Source organism: Peribacillus sp. NPDC096448, assembly GCF_044762675.1.
Classification (GTDB): domain Bacteria; phylum Bacillota; class Bacilli; order Bacillales; family DSM-1321; genus Peribacillus; species Peribacillus frigoritolerans_B.
This window is the reverse complement of sequence record NZ_JBIWEU010000001.1, coordinates 145,196-158,293: the sequence shown is the minus strand read 5'-3', so window position 1 is coordinate 158,293 and position 13,098 is coordinate 145,196. Positions and strand designations below refer to the sequence as shown.

Sequence of the window (13,098 nt, the reverse complement as noted above, 5' to 3'; positions counted from 1 at the left end):
TGATTAAACTCCTTCCATTTCATCTAGCCCTTTTCCTTGTGCTACCATCGGAAAGACATTTTCATTTTGTTTTACGCGGAAATCAATCAGCACTGGACCATCGGTCTTTAACGCTACATCCAGGCAGTTGCTTGCTTCTTCCTCCGTCGTCACCTTGTATCCCGGAATTCCATAAGCATCGGCCAATTTCACGAAATCCGGATGCGATTGAAAAATACTGTGTGAGAAACGGTTTTCATGAAAGAGTTCCTGCCACTGCCTTACCATCCCTAGCGCACCGTTGTTGACGATGATGATTTTGATCGGCAGATTCATTTCGGCAATGACTGAAAGTTCTTGCAGGCACATCTGGAATCCACCATCCCCTGATATGGAAAGCACCGTCGCTTTCGGATTCGCCAGTTGCGCTCCGAGAGCCGATGGTAAGCCAAAGCCCATCGTCCCCAATCCGCCGGAAGTGACCCATGAATCCGGTTTGTTAAATGGATAGTATTGAGCTGCCCACATTTGATGCTGTCCAACATCCGTCGTAACAATGGCCTCCCCATTCGTTTTTTCATGAAGCATCTGGATGACCCGCTGAGGTTTCAGAACGCCTTCTTCATGGGTATAACGCAATGGGAACTTTTCATTCCATGCAGTCAGCTGTGTTGTCCATTCATCAATTTCCGGTTTCTTGCCATTTTGCGCAATCAACTCCGAGAGTGCTTCCTTGGCACTTCCGACGACTGGAATTTTTGTCGGCACATTTTTACCGATTTCCGCTGGATCAATATCGATATGGGCAACCGTTGCGTGCTGTGCGAATTTCGCTAGATTCCCAGTCAAACGATCATCGAACCTTGCACCGATATTGATTAATAGATCACATTTCGCTAACGCCATGTTTGCTGCATAGCAGCCATGCATACCACCCATTCCGATAAAGAGAGGATGTTCCGCCGGAAAGCCCCCAAGACCCAATAAAGTGTGGACGACGGGAATGCCTTGCTGCTCGACATATTCCTTTAATAGATGGGAGGCCTTTGCATGCAGGACACCTGCCCCTGCAAGAATGACCGGTCTTTTCGCACCGCTTACGGCCTCAACTAGCTTTCTGATCTGTAAGTAATTCGGCTTGGTCGTCGGCTGATAGCCCGGGAGATTCATTTCTGGCTCATCATCAGTCGCTACACCTTTTATAATGGCCATATCCTTAGGTATATCGATTAATACTGGACCGGGCCGGCCGCTGGAAGCGATATAAAAAGCTTCTTTTATAATGCGCGGAAGGTCTTCCGGCTTCCTTACCTGATAGTTATGTTTTGTGATCGGTGTAGTAATCCCCAGTACATCAGCTTCCTGGAAAGCATCCGAGCCAATTACACTGGTAGCTACCTGACCCGAAATTACCACTAGCGGTAAAGAGTCGATCATCGCATCGGCCAAACCGGTGACGATGTTCGTTGCCCCTGGACCGGATGTGACTATGACCACCCCCGGCTTGCCGGTAATCCTGGCGTATCCTTCCGCTGCATGAATGGCACCCTGTTCGTGCCTTGTCAAAATATGAAAAAGTTCTGAACTGTAAAGCTTGTCATAAATCGGCAATACAGAACCTCCCGGATAACCAAAGATGACTTCAACATTTTCCTTTTTCAATGCATCCAGCAGAAATTCGGCACCACTATAATGTGTCTTTCCACTTTTCCGATCAGCAACAACTGACTTTTGTGTCATTTCGTAAAAAACCTCCTTCGCTTTTCCACTGAATGTTTTCTTAACATTCAGAATTTTCAGCTTTTTATGCATACAAAAAAGCCTTTTCACCCCAAATGTACTTGCACTCGGCAAGTTAAAGGGGTGAAAAGGCTTGATGAGCCACTCCACGGTACCACCCTTTTTCGCATGAAACTCCATGCGCACTTTGAATAGACTACACTATTCTCTGTTTTGGTAACGGGTACTGGTACGCACCCGTTCAGCTCTACTAGTCTGACGTTCAAGCTGAAACTCCAAGGTGAGTTCATCTTTCGGGACAATACCGGCTCTCAGCTACCCGGCTCTCTGTGACTGCCTGTTTAAAAGACTACTTATCCTCTTCAATGCTTTTCGCATTATTCATATTTTTCGAAACGCTTATGTTTGATGTCTTGTATTTGTGATTATCTTACGTGTATTTCAGGTAGTAGTCAACAGGTTTTTTTAAATTTTTTGATAATTCTAAATTGAAAGATTTGTTGTATCCGCTTACATACCTATCATGGCCACATTCTGCAAAAAAAGTTTTTTCAATTTTTAATTTTAAAAAACATCAGATATCCCATTAAAATCATTCATGTGATAACAAACTTCTCCACTGAAATATTCGCAAACTATCCACATGATGCCAGTCACCAGTATCGGATTTCTCAAATAGCGGATCATCCATTTTCCCTTTCAGCTTCATTTTCACTGTTCGCTGACGCCACTCTTGATACAAGATTCGGCCTCCATCCCTTTTGAAGGTCTCTCGTGGATATACCGCCTGACATTCCAAGATGCGCAAAATCACGGAACAATTCAAAATCCCCTCCCCAAACAAATCCCAGGGATTTTGCTATGGCTGCCACACTTGTCCACTTTTCGCCCTCTGTCCACAATGCCCGCTTGCCGTCATCACTAACAATGACAATGACAAAATCTACAGCAAGGCCATAGTTATGCAAGGATTGGCCTCCTCTGGCATAAGTCACGATTGCTTTGATTTATTCGTTCTGCCTCGTTCATACAATTCATTTTGTTCTCGGAAACTTCGATAACCAGCCGTTATTTGAACAAATATCCCCACTTCATAAGCTAATCTCAACACTTCGTGTATCGTCTCGTTCACGACTGGATTCATACCGCTTCCCATATTTCCCTTTGCACGATTCAATAGGGTTTGTAATTTGATGCCATCCTGGCACCTCCCCTATATTAATGCGCGAGCATACGTAGGCGGAAAGGCTTTACTATTATTTTATTGGAGGTATGAAGATTATCTAAAAAAATGGCAAAGGGCTGAACATAGGCGATATTAATCATCCCCTAAGTCAGCCCTCTGGTTCACTTTGCCAATACATCCTCGTATTCTGCATTTTTTTCAAATTGTTTTTGAACGAACGAACATACCGGAACAATTTTCAGGTTTTCCTCCCTTGCGAATCCTATTACCTTTTCAACAAGGGAATTCCCTACCTTTTGCCCGCGAAGCTTGTCAGAAACGACGGTATGATCGACCGTGATCTCATCATCACCTGATTTAAAGAATGTAATTTCCGCTAGTTTCTCACCAGATTCTTCGACAAAAAAAGAACTTTCGCCTTTTTTGATATCCACCATCTCGATGACCTCCTTTTAGTTCCTCTTTATCATATCTCACAAAATGGAAAAATAAACAAATATTTAAAACGTGATTGAAATTGAATAAAGTAAAGTACTCCAAGGGTTATAAAGTTAGCATTACCCATGTGAAGTTTATTCACAATCTCATGATGGTTTATGAATATTTTTTCAAGGAAGTCAAAAGACAAAACTTGATCGATTTTTCCCTTGCCGCTTATATACCCTTTCACCATGGCTATCGTGCTCAACACTGTATTTAATATAATAAAAAGGTTTTAATTATTCATTTAGTCGACAAAAGGGGTTCGGAAAACGTATCTTTCATTAAATGATGCTCCCGAACCAATGGACCCAATGCAGCAATACCTTCAACTCCTTAAGTAACGAAGTTGGTTGTAGAGGAAGGCGCGAGACTCCTGCGGGAAGCGAGTGCCTGGACCGGAAATCAACGTCCAAATTGTAAACGCTATAAAATTAATGCGGGCAAACTCGTTTTCTTCGAATTTGCCTACAGTCTGAATTATTCTTTCATAACCAGAAATACAGTGTTTTTCAATCTTTCGTTTTTTGTTGGCATTAAGTTAACGGAAGAAATCTTTCCGTAATGATGTAAGAATAAGTATATAATAGCAGAAACTAAAAAAACTGCCCTATTTAGGTTAGGACAGTTTTAAATGAAAACAAAATATAAAATGATCATCGATAACAATATGACCATAAAAACAGCGATTAGAATTACGTGCGCACTTGAAGGCTCAAACGTCCCTTCATTGATTTGCCGTTTCTTCTGAAGATAACCGATTGTCGCCAGAACGGTAATCACAAGTCCCAATGCACACGCAAACATACCCAGCACGATGCTGATCAAGTCAATCCGGGCATCCCGATGCACACCAATCGTAAAGTGGAGGCTTGTCGCAAGAAAACCAACTCCAACTATTGCAATCACCGTCCTTATCCACGCCAAGAAGGTGCGTTCATTAGCCAGATGCTGCTGGGCATATTTCAATTGGTTTTTCTCCATGTCATCACCTTAATCGAGCGTTTTTATCAAACGTAAAATCAGTCATCTTTTCAGGAGCGAAAAGGCCCTGAACATTGACCCGACAAACATTAGCCCTGCACCGCCGAGCAATAAATATATACATAGAGTTTTATCAATAACATTCAAAGGATAAAGCAAGGCCCCCAGCGCCATGATTGCCCCTATTCCCGTTATGGTCCATCCTATTTTTTTCATTCGCAACTCCTAAGATTAATTATTATTTAGTGAAGGTCCTCCACGGGTTTCCCCCTTTTTCATAGATAGGTCCCCCATTACTAGCTTAAACCATTTAAAAACTTACAACAAGTGAGATCCACCGATTATTTTTCCACAAAAAAAGAGCCACAAATGACTCCCTGTTTTGAACACGCCAAAATTCAGCCGTTCTTTTTATCCTTTTCCATATATTCTTTTATTTTTCTTTCTTCCCACTCAGACCCGAAGTTTCCTTGCGCAAGAATGGTAATTCCATGTATCAGAACACCAATCCCCCACCCTCCAAGGGGATAAAGGAACCACCAATAACCAGGATCCGTTAATAGGTTAATCGCAATCAACATGACATTCACCAATACATACACCATTAGATGAATGTAGAATGCCTTAAGGTTTTCAACCCTTTTTTTCGCCCGTAGATATCCATCTCCATTTTCTATCCCAGCACCTCCTAATCATTAACACTAAAATATATTACCATCCGCTTCCATAATACCTTATTTATCATAAAGAAATAAGAAAGAAATACATCAAAGGTATATCGGCAGCTGGGAATCAAGGAGAATCTCTGAAGACCACTTACAAGTCAGCGGGTTTCATTCTATTGTATCCCCGTTCTTCGTATGGCTGTATTTTTTCCAGCCACACTTCTTCAAGTTTTTTCAATTCCCGTTTAGCATCAAAAAATCCTGTTTCTTTCGGCTTCAATACCTCCAGTACCTCAAAAGAAAAAGCATCTTTCCCATATTGGTTCCACTCACCTTGCAGCACTTTATTGGTGTTTGTTCCATTTTCCAATTCAAATTGTTTCCCCTTCAACGTCTTTAAATTCCTGGTGCTTCCGATAAAGACTTTATCATTTACCGTATTTCTGATTTGGTATACACCTGCTTCAACTTTCGTTTCTTTATATAATTGCTTCAGTTCTTTTTTACGATCCATCTTTCTTGCCTCCAGTCATCATTTCTTCAGCCAATATTGGCTCCCATCAGGCTTTCTATCCAAGAATCCATATTCTATTAAATACCTTCTCAATAGGACATGATCATGATAAACAGCACCCAATATTTGATTGATTTCTTTTTCTTCGTATCTCCGCTCATTTTCAAAACGGTTCATAATTTCTTGGAGAATGATCAGCCTTTGTTTTTCCTTTGGCGGGAAAGACTTTAATTCATCCTGACTGCCTTTAGGGAAGTATTTTTTCAGCACATTCACCTTTTCATCCTCGGTAACGTTATAACGATCATCGACCATCCTTGCTTTTTGATGAAGCGGGATAAATGCCGGAGCATGTTCATCTTTACCTTTCAGAAGTTCCATCAGAGCTAAAAACAACTTAGCTTGACGCTCTTTCTCTTTCAAAACAAAACGATGGTTCCGAATGGTGGACGGACTGCCAATCCCCATTTCCTCCTGAACCTCAGCATCATTCTTCCCTTGGTAAAAAAGGCGAAGAAGGCGATTTTGATGGTCCGTGAGACCTGTAAGTTTTTTATCGAGATCAATCAAGTATTCAAAAACGGAGCTGTGCGCATGTTCAATATGAATTCGCATATACCTCTTTGCTTCATAAAGAACCCCATCTTTCGGGTATACGATCCCCTTTTCAATTGCATTACCACACAACAAACAAACATATTGATTCTCACCTTCGATGTACCCTTGTTTAAGCTCATCCTGAGATGCGCCCCAAAACATTTCAGCGTCCTTCATAAAACAAACACTTCCCTATAAAGTTTACGATATAATAAACATAATATTAATTTGTTTGTATTATGTCAATATTTTTCTGATTTATTTATAATTCCGGCAAAGCATTTGATCTTGATAGTCAGAAGGGGCTTCCTATCATACAGCTGTCAGGCGAATTCGACATCCATTAATTGATTCCCAAGGGACTATGGCGATATAGTATAATGAATAATAAGCGTAATTCCCCCAATAATATGCTATATAAGCGTGAAGAAGCCATAGAGGAGGATATATTATTGAAAGATGAAAACGATGCGATTGTTCCACCAATCCATAACACCGATTTACACCAGGCATTACAACATTTATCTGAACAATTCAAGGTATCACTGCCAGAATTACGCGATACGATTGAATTACTTATACAAAATACGATGCAGCTTAGTGAAGAAGATGATAAAAGTTCACCCGTCGAAGAATTAAAGACGGCTATAATCAAAAACCGTGAAACCATTAAAAAAAATCTCCAAACATTAAGTAGAATTTGATATAAAAAAAGGCATCCGATTATGGATGCCTTTTTTCTGCGGAGCAAATGAGATTCCTAATATAAATCCTTCGTTAGAGCTCATTAAGTATTAGCTAGGCACAAACTTAAGTATTCCTTCCAGATAAACAATTTGTTCTTTTCGTTTGCATTCCCTCAACTTGATTCTTCCTTCTTTTTCTAATTCCTTGGCCAATCGGACCACTTCAGTTCCATCTTCGGATATTTCGACTGAGAAGAAATTGCCCCGAGTGGAAGTTTGAATGAACTTGAATAGTCTATCTTTATTCATTTAAACATCTCCTTATTTATAACAAGTTCGACATAAAAGATCATCCACCTGCGACAAATATGAAATAAACTTCTTATCGTTATACGAATATTAACGTTTAAACGATGCAAATCAAAAGGCACCTTTCTTCATTCCATTCCAAATTACTTTCGTTAACTTAAACAGTTCAAAAAGAAAAAAAGCCAAAACCTTAGAAGGTTTTGGCTTTTTTAAGTTAGTGTCCCAGGAGAGATTCGAACTCCCGACCGACGCCTTAGAAGGGCGTTGCTCTATCCAGCTGAGCTACTGAGACGTATCGCTGTTTTTCTTCAGTTCAGTATAACGGTCACTTTTCGAACTTAGACCGTAATCGTGATTTTTATTATAACTTAGTATAATCCTCATTGCAATACTAGTAATATTATATTTTGAGGTGGGTTAGAATTACGACTAACAAATACTCAAACCTTTTGGCAAGCATTCCTATGAAACACCTATATAGTCTCAATGACATCATTGTTAGCCTGGCTAGTATATTACATCATTCAAGTATTAATCCAATACAATGACACTCGCACTCCTACTTTAGAAACAACTTTCTCTATTGATACAATAAAAAAACATCCACTATTTAAATGGATGCCTTCTTACAATTATTTAACTTGTTCTTGTAGCAATTCTTTTAAAATTTCAATTGCACTTTCTTCACTCGGGTCATTTGTTCCAAGTTTTCCTTGGAAAGCTTTAGACAATATAGATTGTTCAAGAAGTTCTAACTTCGATGTTATCTTAACAAATCCACTGCTCGGGACAAAAAAGGTGGAAAACGTGTCTCTCGTGATGACTTAACATTTGAGCCATCAAATAAACAGTTAAATTTCACCAACTACCATTTATTTCAAGAATGACGAACTTTGGCTTTTAAGAACTGTTGATACTTCACAAAAGTGTTTGTATACTGACTGACACATTCATCAAAGGACTGATGCTCAGAGAAGTTTAACTTAGCAACTAATTTATAAAGATCTGTGTTTCTTGAGCCTCTAATTAATTCCACTTCGCATCCTAATAACACTCTTAATTCTTCAAGGTGATTAGAAGCAATGGATCGAATTAAGTCTCTGGAGGAGTTAGGAGTCGCTTACGGAGATCGTGTTGAAGTTGACTATACCAAAGAGTTAAAGACACTCACTATAAGAAGCAAAGAAACGACACAAGATGGCGACTACCTTGAGCAAGTAGTTAGACGTATCGTTTCAGAATGCTTAAAGGAAAAGGGTTTGTAAAAGAGATGTTGACGCATCTCTTTTTCCTTTTATACCAACCCTTAATTAATAACAAGCGTAAACCATTGTTATAACATTGACAACATTTATCTCATAATATTACAAAAAACAGAGCCAAGGAATTAACCTCGACTCTTCTCATCTTAAGCCTTTTCTGTCTCTCCAGTGATTCAAAATCCCAACTCCAAAAGAGTTAAAAGTAATATTTGCCCCCTCTTTTTCAAAATGTGACAAAAAGTAATGTCTTTCCATGCTATGCTTTAACAAACAAATAAGGGGCTGTATACATGATTAGAATATATGCTGTCATTTTACTTGCTGGCTTAATGTTAATTGGTTGTTCTTCTCAATCGAATGTAAAGACATCTAAAGAAAAGACACCTAAAGAAGAGTCTGGACATAACGATATCGCAGAAGATATTTATCAAACAAACAAAAACGACAATAAGCAAAAAGTGATACTTGAAATCGAGTCGAAATAATATTCAAATAAAAGAGCGACTGCATTTAATTAGCAATCGCTCTTTTATTTATTTTACCTAGTGGTATAGTAGTTTTCAGCTGTGTAAATGGGCCAGTTCCAAAACGACACACCTTGCGAAATAATGTAGCGACCTAAGAAGATTTCAAAGTTAAGGTTTAAATTTTTTATATCTGTAAATTCTAAAATGTTAAGGTAATTCGAATCCCCACTCTTTAGTTTTTCAATATCAAATATTAGATAACAATCTTCCAATAGGTGTGCGATAGGAATCCCATGTTCACTTATATATTCAACTTCTTGAGTTTCTTTTATGTCATCTAAGCTAAATAAATGAAGCCCGCCCCCTATATTAACACCATCGTCATTGACTGATTCATATATTCTTGCCCCATTATGAAGTTTTAAGAACGCCTTGTAGTCTTCAGGAAGCTTGATATCGTTTTCACTTTCAAACGTTTCAATTTCAGTTGTCTTTATTGGAGCGTTAAAAGAACACGATACGTTATAGACTTCCCCTTCCACTGATACTGACTTCATTTGGTCATTGTTATTCAACAATTGCTTTAGTCCTGACAATGTATTTTGTACAAAATGACTCAATTCATTAATCCCTCCATTTTTAATTAATATGAAGCCCACCAAGGAGTTACTGTTTTTTGATGGAGATCTCTTGGTAATGGAAATAAATTAGACATCGCGTTTGTTCCGCCATATTTTAATGGCAATTCATGATGTATATCAGCTCCCGGCCATTTTGGTCCCCATTTTGGATCTCCATATGTTTTAATATACCATGTCATAAATTTATCCTTAAGTTTATAATCTCTCTCAGTTCGATCTTCTACTGGTACTACCTTTATATTAGCTTTTGTCGGAGTCCACATAGTCGTTCTATTGTGTGAATTGTATATTTCAGGGTAAGTAACTGTCTTTTTATTTACTAATACCTCTTCTGTTGCCCCCTCACTGGTTCGTGTCCCAACACCATTCCATCCCGCCGTAGTTCTTGAATAGGTTTGGTAAAAATGCGTAGTTTTATTATTGTACGTCTTAGATGTTTTTTTACCAATTTTTATATCAGCGCCTTGCCATTTCGTATTAAATTTAGTTACTTCCGTGTATTTACCATACTGATTAGTACCTTTATAAAGTTGTGCACCCGTCCATATGGTATGTGGTTTTTGTCCGGTCATCTCTACAATTTTACTCGACATGGTAATAGTTCCTTTATCTTTTCTACCATCAAATACTGTTAAGTGTTCTACTCTCAAGAAATTAACTGGTTTTTTAGCTTGAGCTGTCATTCCTTTACTGTTTAAATTAGACTGCCCCTTTTTTGTATATATGGTAGTTTTCTTCTGATTTTTAAAATACTCTTTCTCTACTAATTTTTGAAATTCACGAGATTCTTTAGCGCTTAAGCTTCTCGTTGTACCATTCTTATTTACTGCAAGGTCTTCATATACCGTCTCCTTAACTACTTCTGGGCTAGATACTTTAAACCCCTGACTAGTGGCAGCACTAGCACTATCTCCACCTGCAAGTGGAAAGAGCATGCTTACAAGCAAAATAAATGTTAATAAAACTCCGGTGATTTTCTTCAACTTAATCCTCCTCCCTTATGTAAATATTTTCTAACAATGTATATATTACGGCAAAATATTCCAAATACCTTTTTATTTTTCCAAATAAATACTTTTATTGTAGACTCTTGGACTACTTAGTAGAACTAAGTTGGATATAGAGAAAGGGAAGGCTCTTATATTTCAGTGATTTATCAACTTGCAAAAAGATTGATGAAAAGGTAAAAAAGAAGCCGAGGGAATCAGTCCTCGGCTTTCTTCAATTTTTCTATAAAGTTTTCTCTCATCGAATTGAGAACAATGCCCATCTCAAACCAGTTGGTCAACAATGGGAATACATTTCTGTTACTTGCCTTCGCCCAGAACCAGTCATCTCGAAATCCTTCTAGATTCCTAGCCAAGAATGGAGGCATCTCATGGACGACATCAGATACATCAAGTAGTACATCCTTTTCAATCTTCCCTACCTTCACCATAATCAGCAGTTCATGCTTTTTTCAATAGTGAATAAAATCGATATTTTATTAGGTGATTTAACTAAAAAACCCCTCTTCCTAGCATAAGATGTAGCTGAGTGGATTGATTACTCTAAAGACAAAGTTGGACAAATGCTGAAAACAGTTGATGAAGATGAGAAAGTAACCTCACCGATACACTATAGCGGTCAGGTTCGCAATATGTATTTCTTAACAGAAGACGGTCTATATGAAAGATTGATGCAATCACGGAAGCCAATTGCAAGAGTGTTCAAGAAGGAAGTTAAAGTGATCCTTAAGGCGATTCGAAGAGATGGTGGATATATCGCAAAAAACGAAGATGACGATGATGCTACAATCATGGCGAAAGCACTAGTGGTTGCCCAGAAAACAATTGAGCGAAAAGGTAAACAACTTGAATCTGCTAATAAAGTGATCGAAGAACAAAAGCCAATGGTCACATTTTGCAGAGAAGATCATACAAATCAGCCTTCCTTGATAATTAAGGAAGACTGATTTTAAGGGAACTTTATTAACTGTTTAGGTTGATTATACTGTAATTTTCCTGGTCACGCAGTGGTCACAAAAATGGTCACATGTGGTCAAAAAAAAGCTTTTTTTCTAGCCGTTATCCATTTTTATCCTTTTATTAAAAAACCCAAAACCCTTATATATCAACGTTTCCAGCCAACATCGACGGCATCAAACAGGATGGCACTTCAGAACCTCTCTTCCGTAATGGGGATTGGGCGGCAAAATAGAAAACGAGCGAATCATAGCACATTAACTTCTGCAACCTTGAGTTAAATTGCAAGCTAAGGATGCTAAAAATCAGGGAGTATATGCTTCTTGTTACCTCATAAGTAGGATCGTAGGTTATTTACGACTTCATCAATATCTAAATGTAGATATTTGGTCGTAACTGATATATCACTATGACCCAACGCCTTAGAGATTACAGCAACATTTGCTCCTTTATTTAACAAGGTCTTAGCAAACCCCCTTCTTAACGCATGAGGATTAATATTCTTCAAACCGTACATTCGCGAATACTTATTTAACCGCTTCTGAATGTTATTATGCGTTGGTGAGGTTGATATGACATCTCCGTACTTAGTAATAAAAATCAAACTATTTCTCTTGCCATATTCTGTTCTAATTATTGCATTTTGTTTTATCAGTACCTCTAACAGCTTTTTTAGGAAGTCATCAAAAGGCAATTTAATCTGTTGATGATTTTTCATAATGCTGCCTTCTAAATTTAGCACATTGTTATTAAGGTCTATATGCCGTTCCTCAAGTTGAACCAATGTATTTATCCGGATACCTGTTTTAAACATGACTAGGACGGCTACAGCGTCCCTTAAGTGGATGAAATTCCCCAAGTCTAGTAAAGAGAGCAGAACATTAACATCATGCTCCGTAGCACCTTCCTTCACCTTTTGGTCCACCTTAATGTTAATGGTTTTCCAAAACTTCATTTCAATCCAACGATTATCAAAGCATCTAGACAAAAAAGCCTTTAGACATTTTAAACGTGTTAATTTGGTTTGATTGCTTACATTCATGCTATCTAACCATTTATAAATGGTATTGGCTGTAATATCGGCAACATATTGAACATTTGTTACGCTTTGAAAATGCTCTACATGAAGTACATAATCACTTATAGTACGGCTTCTATTACCACTCACCTTCATTTGCCTTGTAATTATGTCAAGTGCATTTGAAATTAAGATAGAGTCATTTGTAGTAGGATGTTCAGTCATAGCTTTTGAAACGGTAGAACTGGAAACTGGTATTCCCTCTAATAGGCCTCTTACGTCTACTTCAACATCTAATAATCCTTTTCTTTTGGTCATATGAAAAAACCTCCCATATCGTTAGTAATGTAAGTCGATATACGGTGTAATTTCTTACATGACCGTTATACTGACCGTTTCACTAAACGATATAAAAGGTTTTCGTAGCAGGCTTTATAGCCGCTTTATTAGTGTCCCAGGAGAGATTCGAACTCCCGACCGACGCCTTAGAAGGGCGTTGCTCTATCCAGCTGAGCTACTGAGACGTTTATGATATAAGTTGCGGTAAAACTTATGTATTACCTTAACTGTTCCCTTAGGACACTTCTTATTATAGTAGGATATCAA

General features: G+C 38.3%; 17 protein-coding genes, 2 tRNA genes, 1 pseudogene and 1 other annotated feature. Of the genes and pseudogenes, 4 read left to right on the top strand and 16 right to left on the bottom strand.

Features of this window, described 5'->3' with window-relative positions; all coding sequences use genetic code 11:
* Nucleotides 1-3: 3 nt before the first annotated feature.
* From ilvB to ACIQ0C_RS00750, 9 genes are all read right to left on the bottom strand, one after another.
* A complete protein-coding gene (gene ilvB / locus ACIQ0C_RS00790) occupies nucleotides 4-1,719 on the bottom strand; it encodes an acetolactate synthase large subunit (RefSeq protein ID WP_403056009.1) in 1,716 nt (571 codons plus the stop codon).
* 116 nt (nucleotides 1,720-1,835) lie between these two features.
* Nucleotides 1,836-2,094 (bottom strand) — a binding site (T-box leader).
* Between the two features lie 308 nt (nucleotides 2,095-2,402).
* On the bottom strand, nucleotides 2,403-2,687 hold the full coding sequence (locus tag ACIQ0C_RS00785) for a M15 family metallopeptidase (protein ID WP_403056006.1): 285 nt from the start codon (nucleotides 2,685-2,687) through the stop codon (nucleotides 2,403-2,405).
* A 23-nt stretch (nucleotides 2,688-2,710) separates the two neighbouring features.
* Entirely contained in the window at nucleotides 2,711-2,863 is a 153-nt protein-coding gene (locus tag ACIQ0C_RS00780) for a M15 family metallopeptidase domain-containing protein (protein ID WP_403056003.1), read from the bottom strand.
* A 203-nt stretch (nucleotides 2,864-3,066) separates the two neighbouring features.
* Nucleotides 3,067-3,342, bottom strand: coding sequence for a GNAT family N-acetyltransferase (locus tag ACIQ0C_RS00775; RefSeq protein WP_403056000.1), 276 nt, complete (start codon nucleotides 3,340-3,342; stop codon nucleotides 3,067-3,069).
* Nucleotides 3,343-4,015: 673 nt separating this feature from the next.
* Complete coding sequence (locus ACIQ0C_RS00770) at nucleotides 4,016-4,369, bottom strand: YidH family protein (RefSeq protein ID WP_402835243.1); 354 nt, start codon at nucleotides 4,367-4,369, stop codon at nucleotides 4,016-4,018.
* 42 nt (nucleotides 4,370-4,411) lie between these two features.
* The gene (locus ACIQ0C_RS00765; RefSeq protein WP_164855104.1) at nucleotides 4,412-4,585 is read right to left on the bottom strand and encodes a hypothetical protein; all 174 of its coding nucleotides are present in this window, start codon (nucleotides 4,583-4,585) and stop codon (nucleotides 4,412-4,414) included.
* A gap of 182 nt (nucleotides 4,586-4,767) precedes the next feature.
* Nucleotides 4,768-5,046 (bottom strand): 2TM domain-containing protein, encoded by a 279-nt coding sequence (locus tag ACIQ0C_RS00760; RefSeq protein WP_034308952.1) that lies wholly within the window; start codon nucleotides 5,044-5,046, stop codon nucleotides 4,768-4,770.
* Nucleotides 5,047-5,185: 139 nt separating this feature from the next.
* Complete coding sequence (locus ACIQ0C_RS00755; protein WP_403055997.1) at nucleotides 5,186-5,548, bottom strand: GIY-YIG nuclease family protein; 363 nt, start codon at nucleotides 5,546-5,548, stop codon at nucleotides 5,186-5,188.
* 18 nt (nucleotides 5,549-5,566) lie between these two features.
* Nucleotides 5,567-6,322: a DUF2087 domain-containing protein gene (locus tag ACIQ0C_RS00750; protein WP_402835245.1), complete on the bottom strand. Its 756-nt coding sequence runs from the start codon at nucleotides 6,320-6,322 to the stop codon at nucleotides 5,567-5,569.
* A gap of 203 nt (nucleotides 6,323-6,525) precedes the next feature.
* On the opposite strand from ACIQ0C_RS00750, the gene ACIQ0C_RS00745 reads away from it, so the two are divergent.
* Nucleotides 6,526-6,849: a hypothetical protein gene (locus ACIQ0C_RS00745; RefSeq protein WP_403055994.1), complete on the top strand. Its 324-nt coding sequence runs from the start codon at nucleotides 6,526-6,528 to the stop codon at nucleotides 6,847-6,849.
* Nucleotides 6,850-6,939: 90 nt separating this feature from the next.
* Here ACIQ0C_RS00745 and ACIQ0C_RS00740 read toward each other — a convergent pair whose 3' ends face one another.
* Together ACIQ0C_RS00740 and ACIQ0C_RS00735 are read right to left on the bottom strand one after the other, a co-directional pair.
* Nucleotides 6,940-7,140, bottom strand: a complete 201-nt coding sequence (locus ACIQ0C_RS00740) for a hypothetical protein (RefSeq protein WP_402835247.1) — start codon at nucleotides 7,138-7,140, stop codon at nucleotides 6,940-6,942.
* 218 nt (nucleotides 7,141-7,358) lie between these two features.
* Nucleotides 7,359-7,432: transfer RNA gene (locus tag ACIQ0C_RS00735), tRNA-Arg, on the bottom strand.
* Nucleotides 7,433-8,222: 790 nt separating this feature from the next.
* Between ACIQ0C_RS00735 and ACIQ0C_RS00730 the strand changes: the two genes are divergently transcribed.
* Both ACIQ0C_RS00730 and ACIQ0C_RS00725 read left to right on the top strand, forming a co-directional pair.
* The gene (locus tag ACIQ0C_RS00730) at nucleotides 8,223-8,405 is read left to right on the top strand and encodes a hypothetical protein (protein ID WP_403055991.1); all 183 of its coding nucleotides are present in this window, start codon (nucleotides 8,223-8,225) and stop codon (nucleotides 8,403-8,405) included.
* A 287-nt stretch (nucleotides 8,406-8,692) separates the two neighbouring features.
* Complete coding sequence (locus ACIQ0C_RS00725) at nucleotides 8,693-8,887, top strand: hypothetical protein (protein ID WP_403055988.1); 195 nt, start codon at nucleotides 8,693-8,695, stop codon at nucleotides 8,885-8,887.
* Between the two features lie 53 nt (nucleotides 8,888-8,940).
* Here ACIQ0C_RS00725 and ACIQ0C_RS00720 read toward each other — a convergent pair whose 3' ends face one another.
* The 3 genes from ACIQ0C_RS00720 to ACIQ0C_RS00710 all read right to left on the bottom strand — a co-directional run bounded on the left by ACIQ0C_RS00720 (nucleotide 8,941) and on the right by ACIQ0C_RS00710 (nucleotide 10,948).
* On the bottom strand, nucleotides 8,941-9,489 hold the full coding sequence (locus tag ACIQ0C_RS00720) for an SMI1/KNR4 family protein (protein ID WP_403055985.1): 549 nt from the start codon (nucleotides 9,487-9,489) through the stop codon (nucleotides 8,941-8,943).
* Nucleotides 9,490-9,512: 23 nt separating this feature from the next.
* A complete protein-coding gene (locus ACIQ0C_RS00715; RefSeq protein WP_403055982.1) occupies nucleotides 9,513-10,493 on the bottom strand; it encodes an HNH endonuclease signature motif containing protein in 981 nt (326 codons plus the stop codon).
* A gap of 221 nt (nucleotides 10,494-10,714) precedes the next feature.
* On the bottom strand, nucleotides 10,715-10,948 hold the full coding sequence (locus ACIQ0C_RS00710; RefSeq protein WP_403055979.1) for a hypothetical protein: 234 nt from the start codon (nucleotides 10,946-10,948) through the stop codon (nucleotides 10,715-10,717).
* A 99-nt stretch (nucleotides 10,949-11,047) separates the two neighbouring features.
* Between ACIQ0C_RS00710 and ACIQ0C_RS00705 the strand changes: the two are divergent.
* Nucleotides 11,048-11,464: pseudogene (locus ACIQ0C_RS00705) on the top strand (BRO-N domain-containing protein); the annotation flags it as partial.
* A gap of 341 nt (nucleotides 11,465-11,805) precedes the next feature.
* Here ACIQ0C_RS00705 and ACIQ0C_RS00700 read toward each other — a convergent pair.
* Nucleotides 11,806-12,810, bottom strand: coding sequence for a tyrosine-type recombinase/integrase (locus tag ACIQ0C_RS00700; RefSeq protein WP_403055976.1), 1,005 nt, complete (start codon nucleotides 12,808-12,810; stop codon nucleotides 11,806-11,808).
* A gap of 132 nt (nucleotides 12,811-12,942) precedes the next feature.
* Nucleotides 12,943-13,016, bottom strand: a tRNA-Arg gene (locus ACIQ0C_RS00695).
* Nucleotides 13,017-13,098: the final 82 nt, after the last annotated feature.

What these genes read in the sequence shown, in the direction of transcription:
- ACIQ0C_RS00755 (WP_403055997.1), bottom strand. Translation starts at nt 5,548, where the DNA reads ATGGATCGTAAAAAAGAACTGAAGCAATTATATAAAGAAACGAAAGTT.
- ACIQ0C_RS00770 (WP_402835243.1), bottom strand. Translation starts at nt 4,369, where the DNA reads ATGGAGAAAAACCAATTGAAATATGCCCAGCAGCATCTGGCTAATGAA.
- ACIQ0C_RS00725 (WP_403055988.1), top strand. Translation starts at nt 8,693, where the DNA reads ATGATTAGAATATATGCTGTCATTTTACTTGCTGGCTTAATGTTAATT.
- ilvB (WP_403056009.1), bottom strand. Translation starts at nt 1,719, where the DNA reads ATGACACAAAAGTCAGTTGTTGCTGATCGGAAAAGTGGAAAGACACAT.
- ACIQ0C_RS00750 (WP_402835245.1), bottom strand. Translation starts at nt 6,322, where the DNA reads ATGAAGGACGCTGAAATGTTTTGGGGCGCATCTCAGGATGAGCTTAAA.
- ACIQ0C_RS00710 (WP_403055979.1), bottom strand. Translation starts at nt 10,948, where the DNA reads ATGGTGAAGGTAGGGAAGATTGAAAAGGATGTACTACTTGATGTATCT.
- ACIQ0C_RS00730 (WP_403055991.1), top strand. Translation starts at nt 8,223, where the DNA reads ATGGATCGAATTAAGTCTCTGGAGGAGTTAGGAGTCGCTTACGGAGAT.
- ACIQ0C_RS00780 (WP_403056003.1), bottom strand. Translation starts at nt 2,863, where the DNA reads ATGAATCCAGTCGTGAACGAGACGATACACGAAGTGTTGAGATTAGCT.
- ACIQ0C_RS00775 (WP_403056000.1), bottom strand. Translation starts at nt 3,342, where the DNA reads ATGGTGGATATCAAAAAAGGCGAAAGTTCTTTTTTTGTCGAAGAATCT.
- ACIQ0C_RS00700 (WP_403055976.1), bottom strand. Translation starts at nt 12,810, where the DNA reads ATGACCAAAAGAAAAGGATTATTAGATGTTGAAGTAGACGTAAGAGGC.
- ACIQ0C_RS00740 (WP_402835247.1), bottom strand. Translation starts at nt 7,140, where the DNA reads ATGAATAAAGATAGACTATTCAAGTTCATTCAAACTTCCACTCGGGGC.
- ACIQ0C_RS00765 (WP_164855104.1), bottom strand. Translation starts at nt 4,585, where the DNA reads ATGAAAAAAATAGGATGGACCATAACGGGAATAGGGGCAATCATGGCG.
- ACIQ0C_RS00745 (WP_403055994.1), top strand. Translation starts at nt 6,526, where the DNA reads ATGAATAATAAGCGTAATTCCCCCAATAATATGCTATATAAGCGTGAA.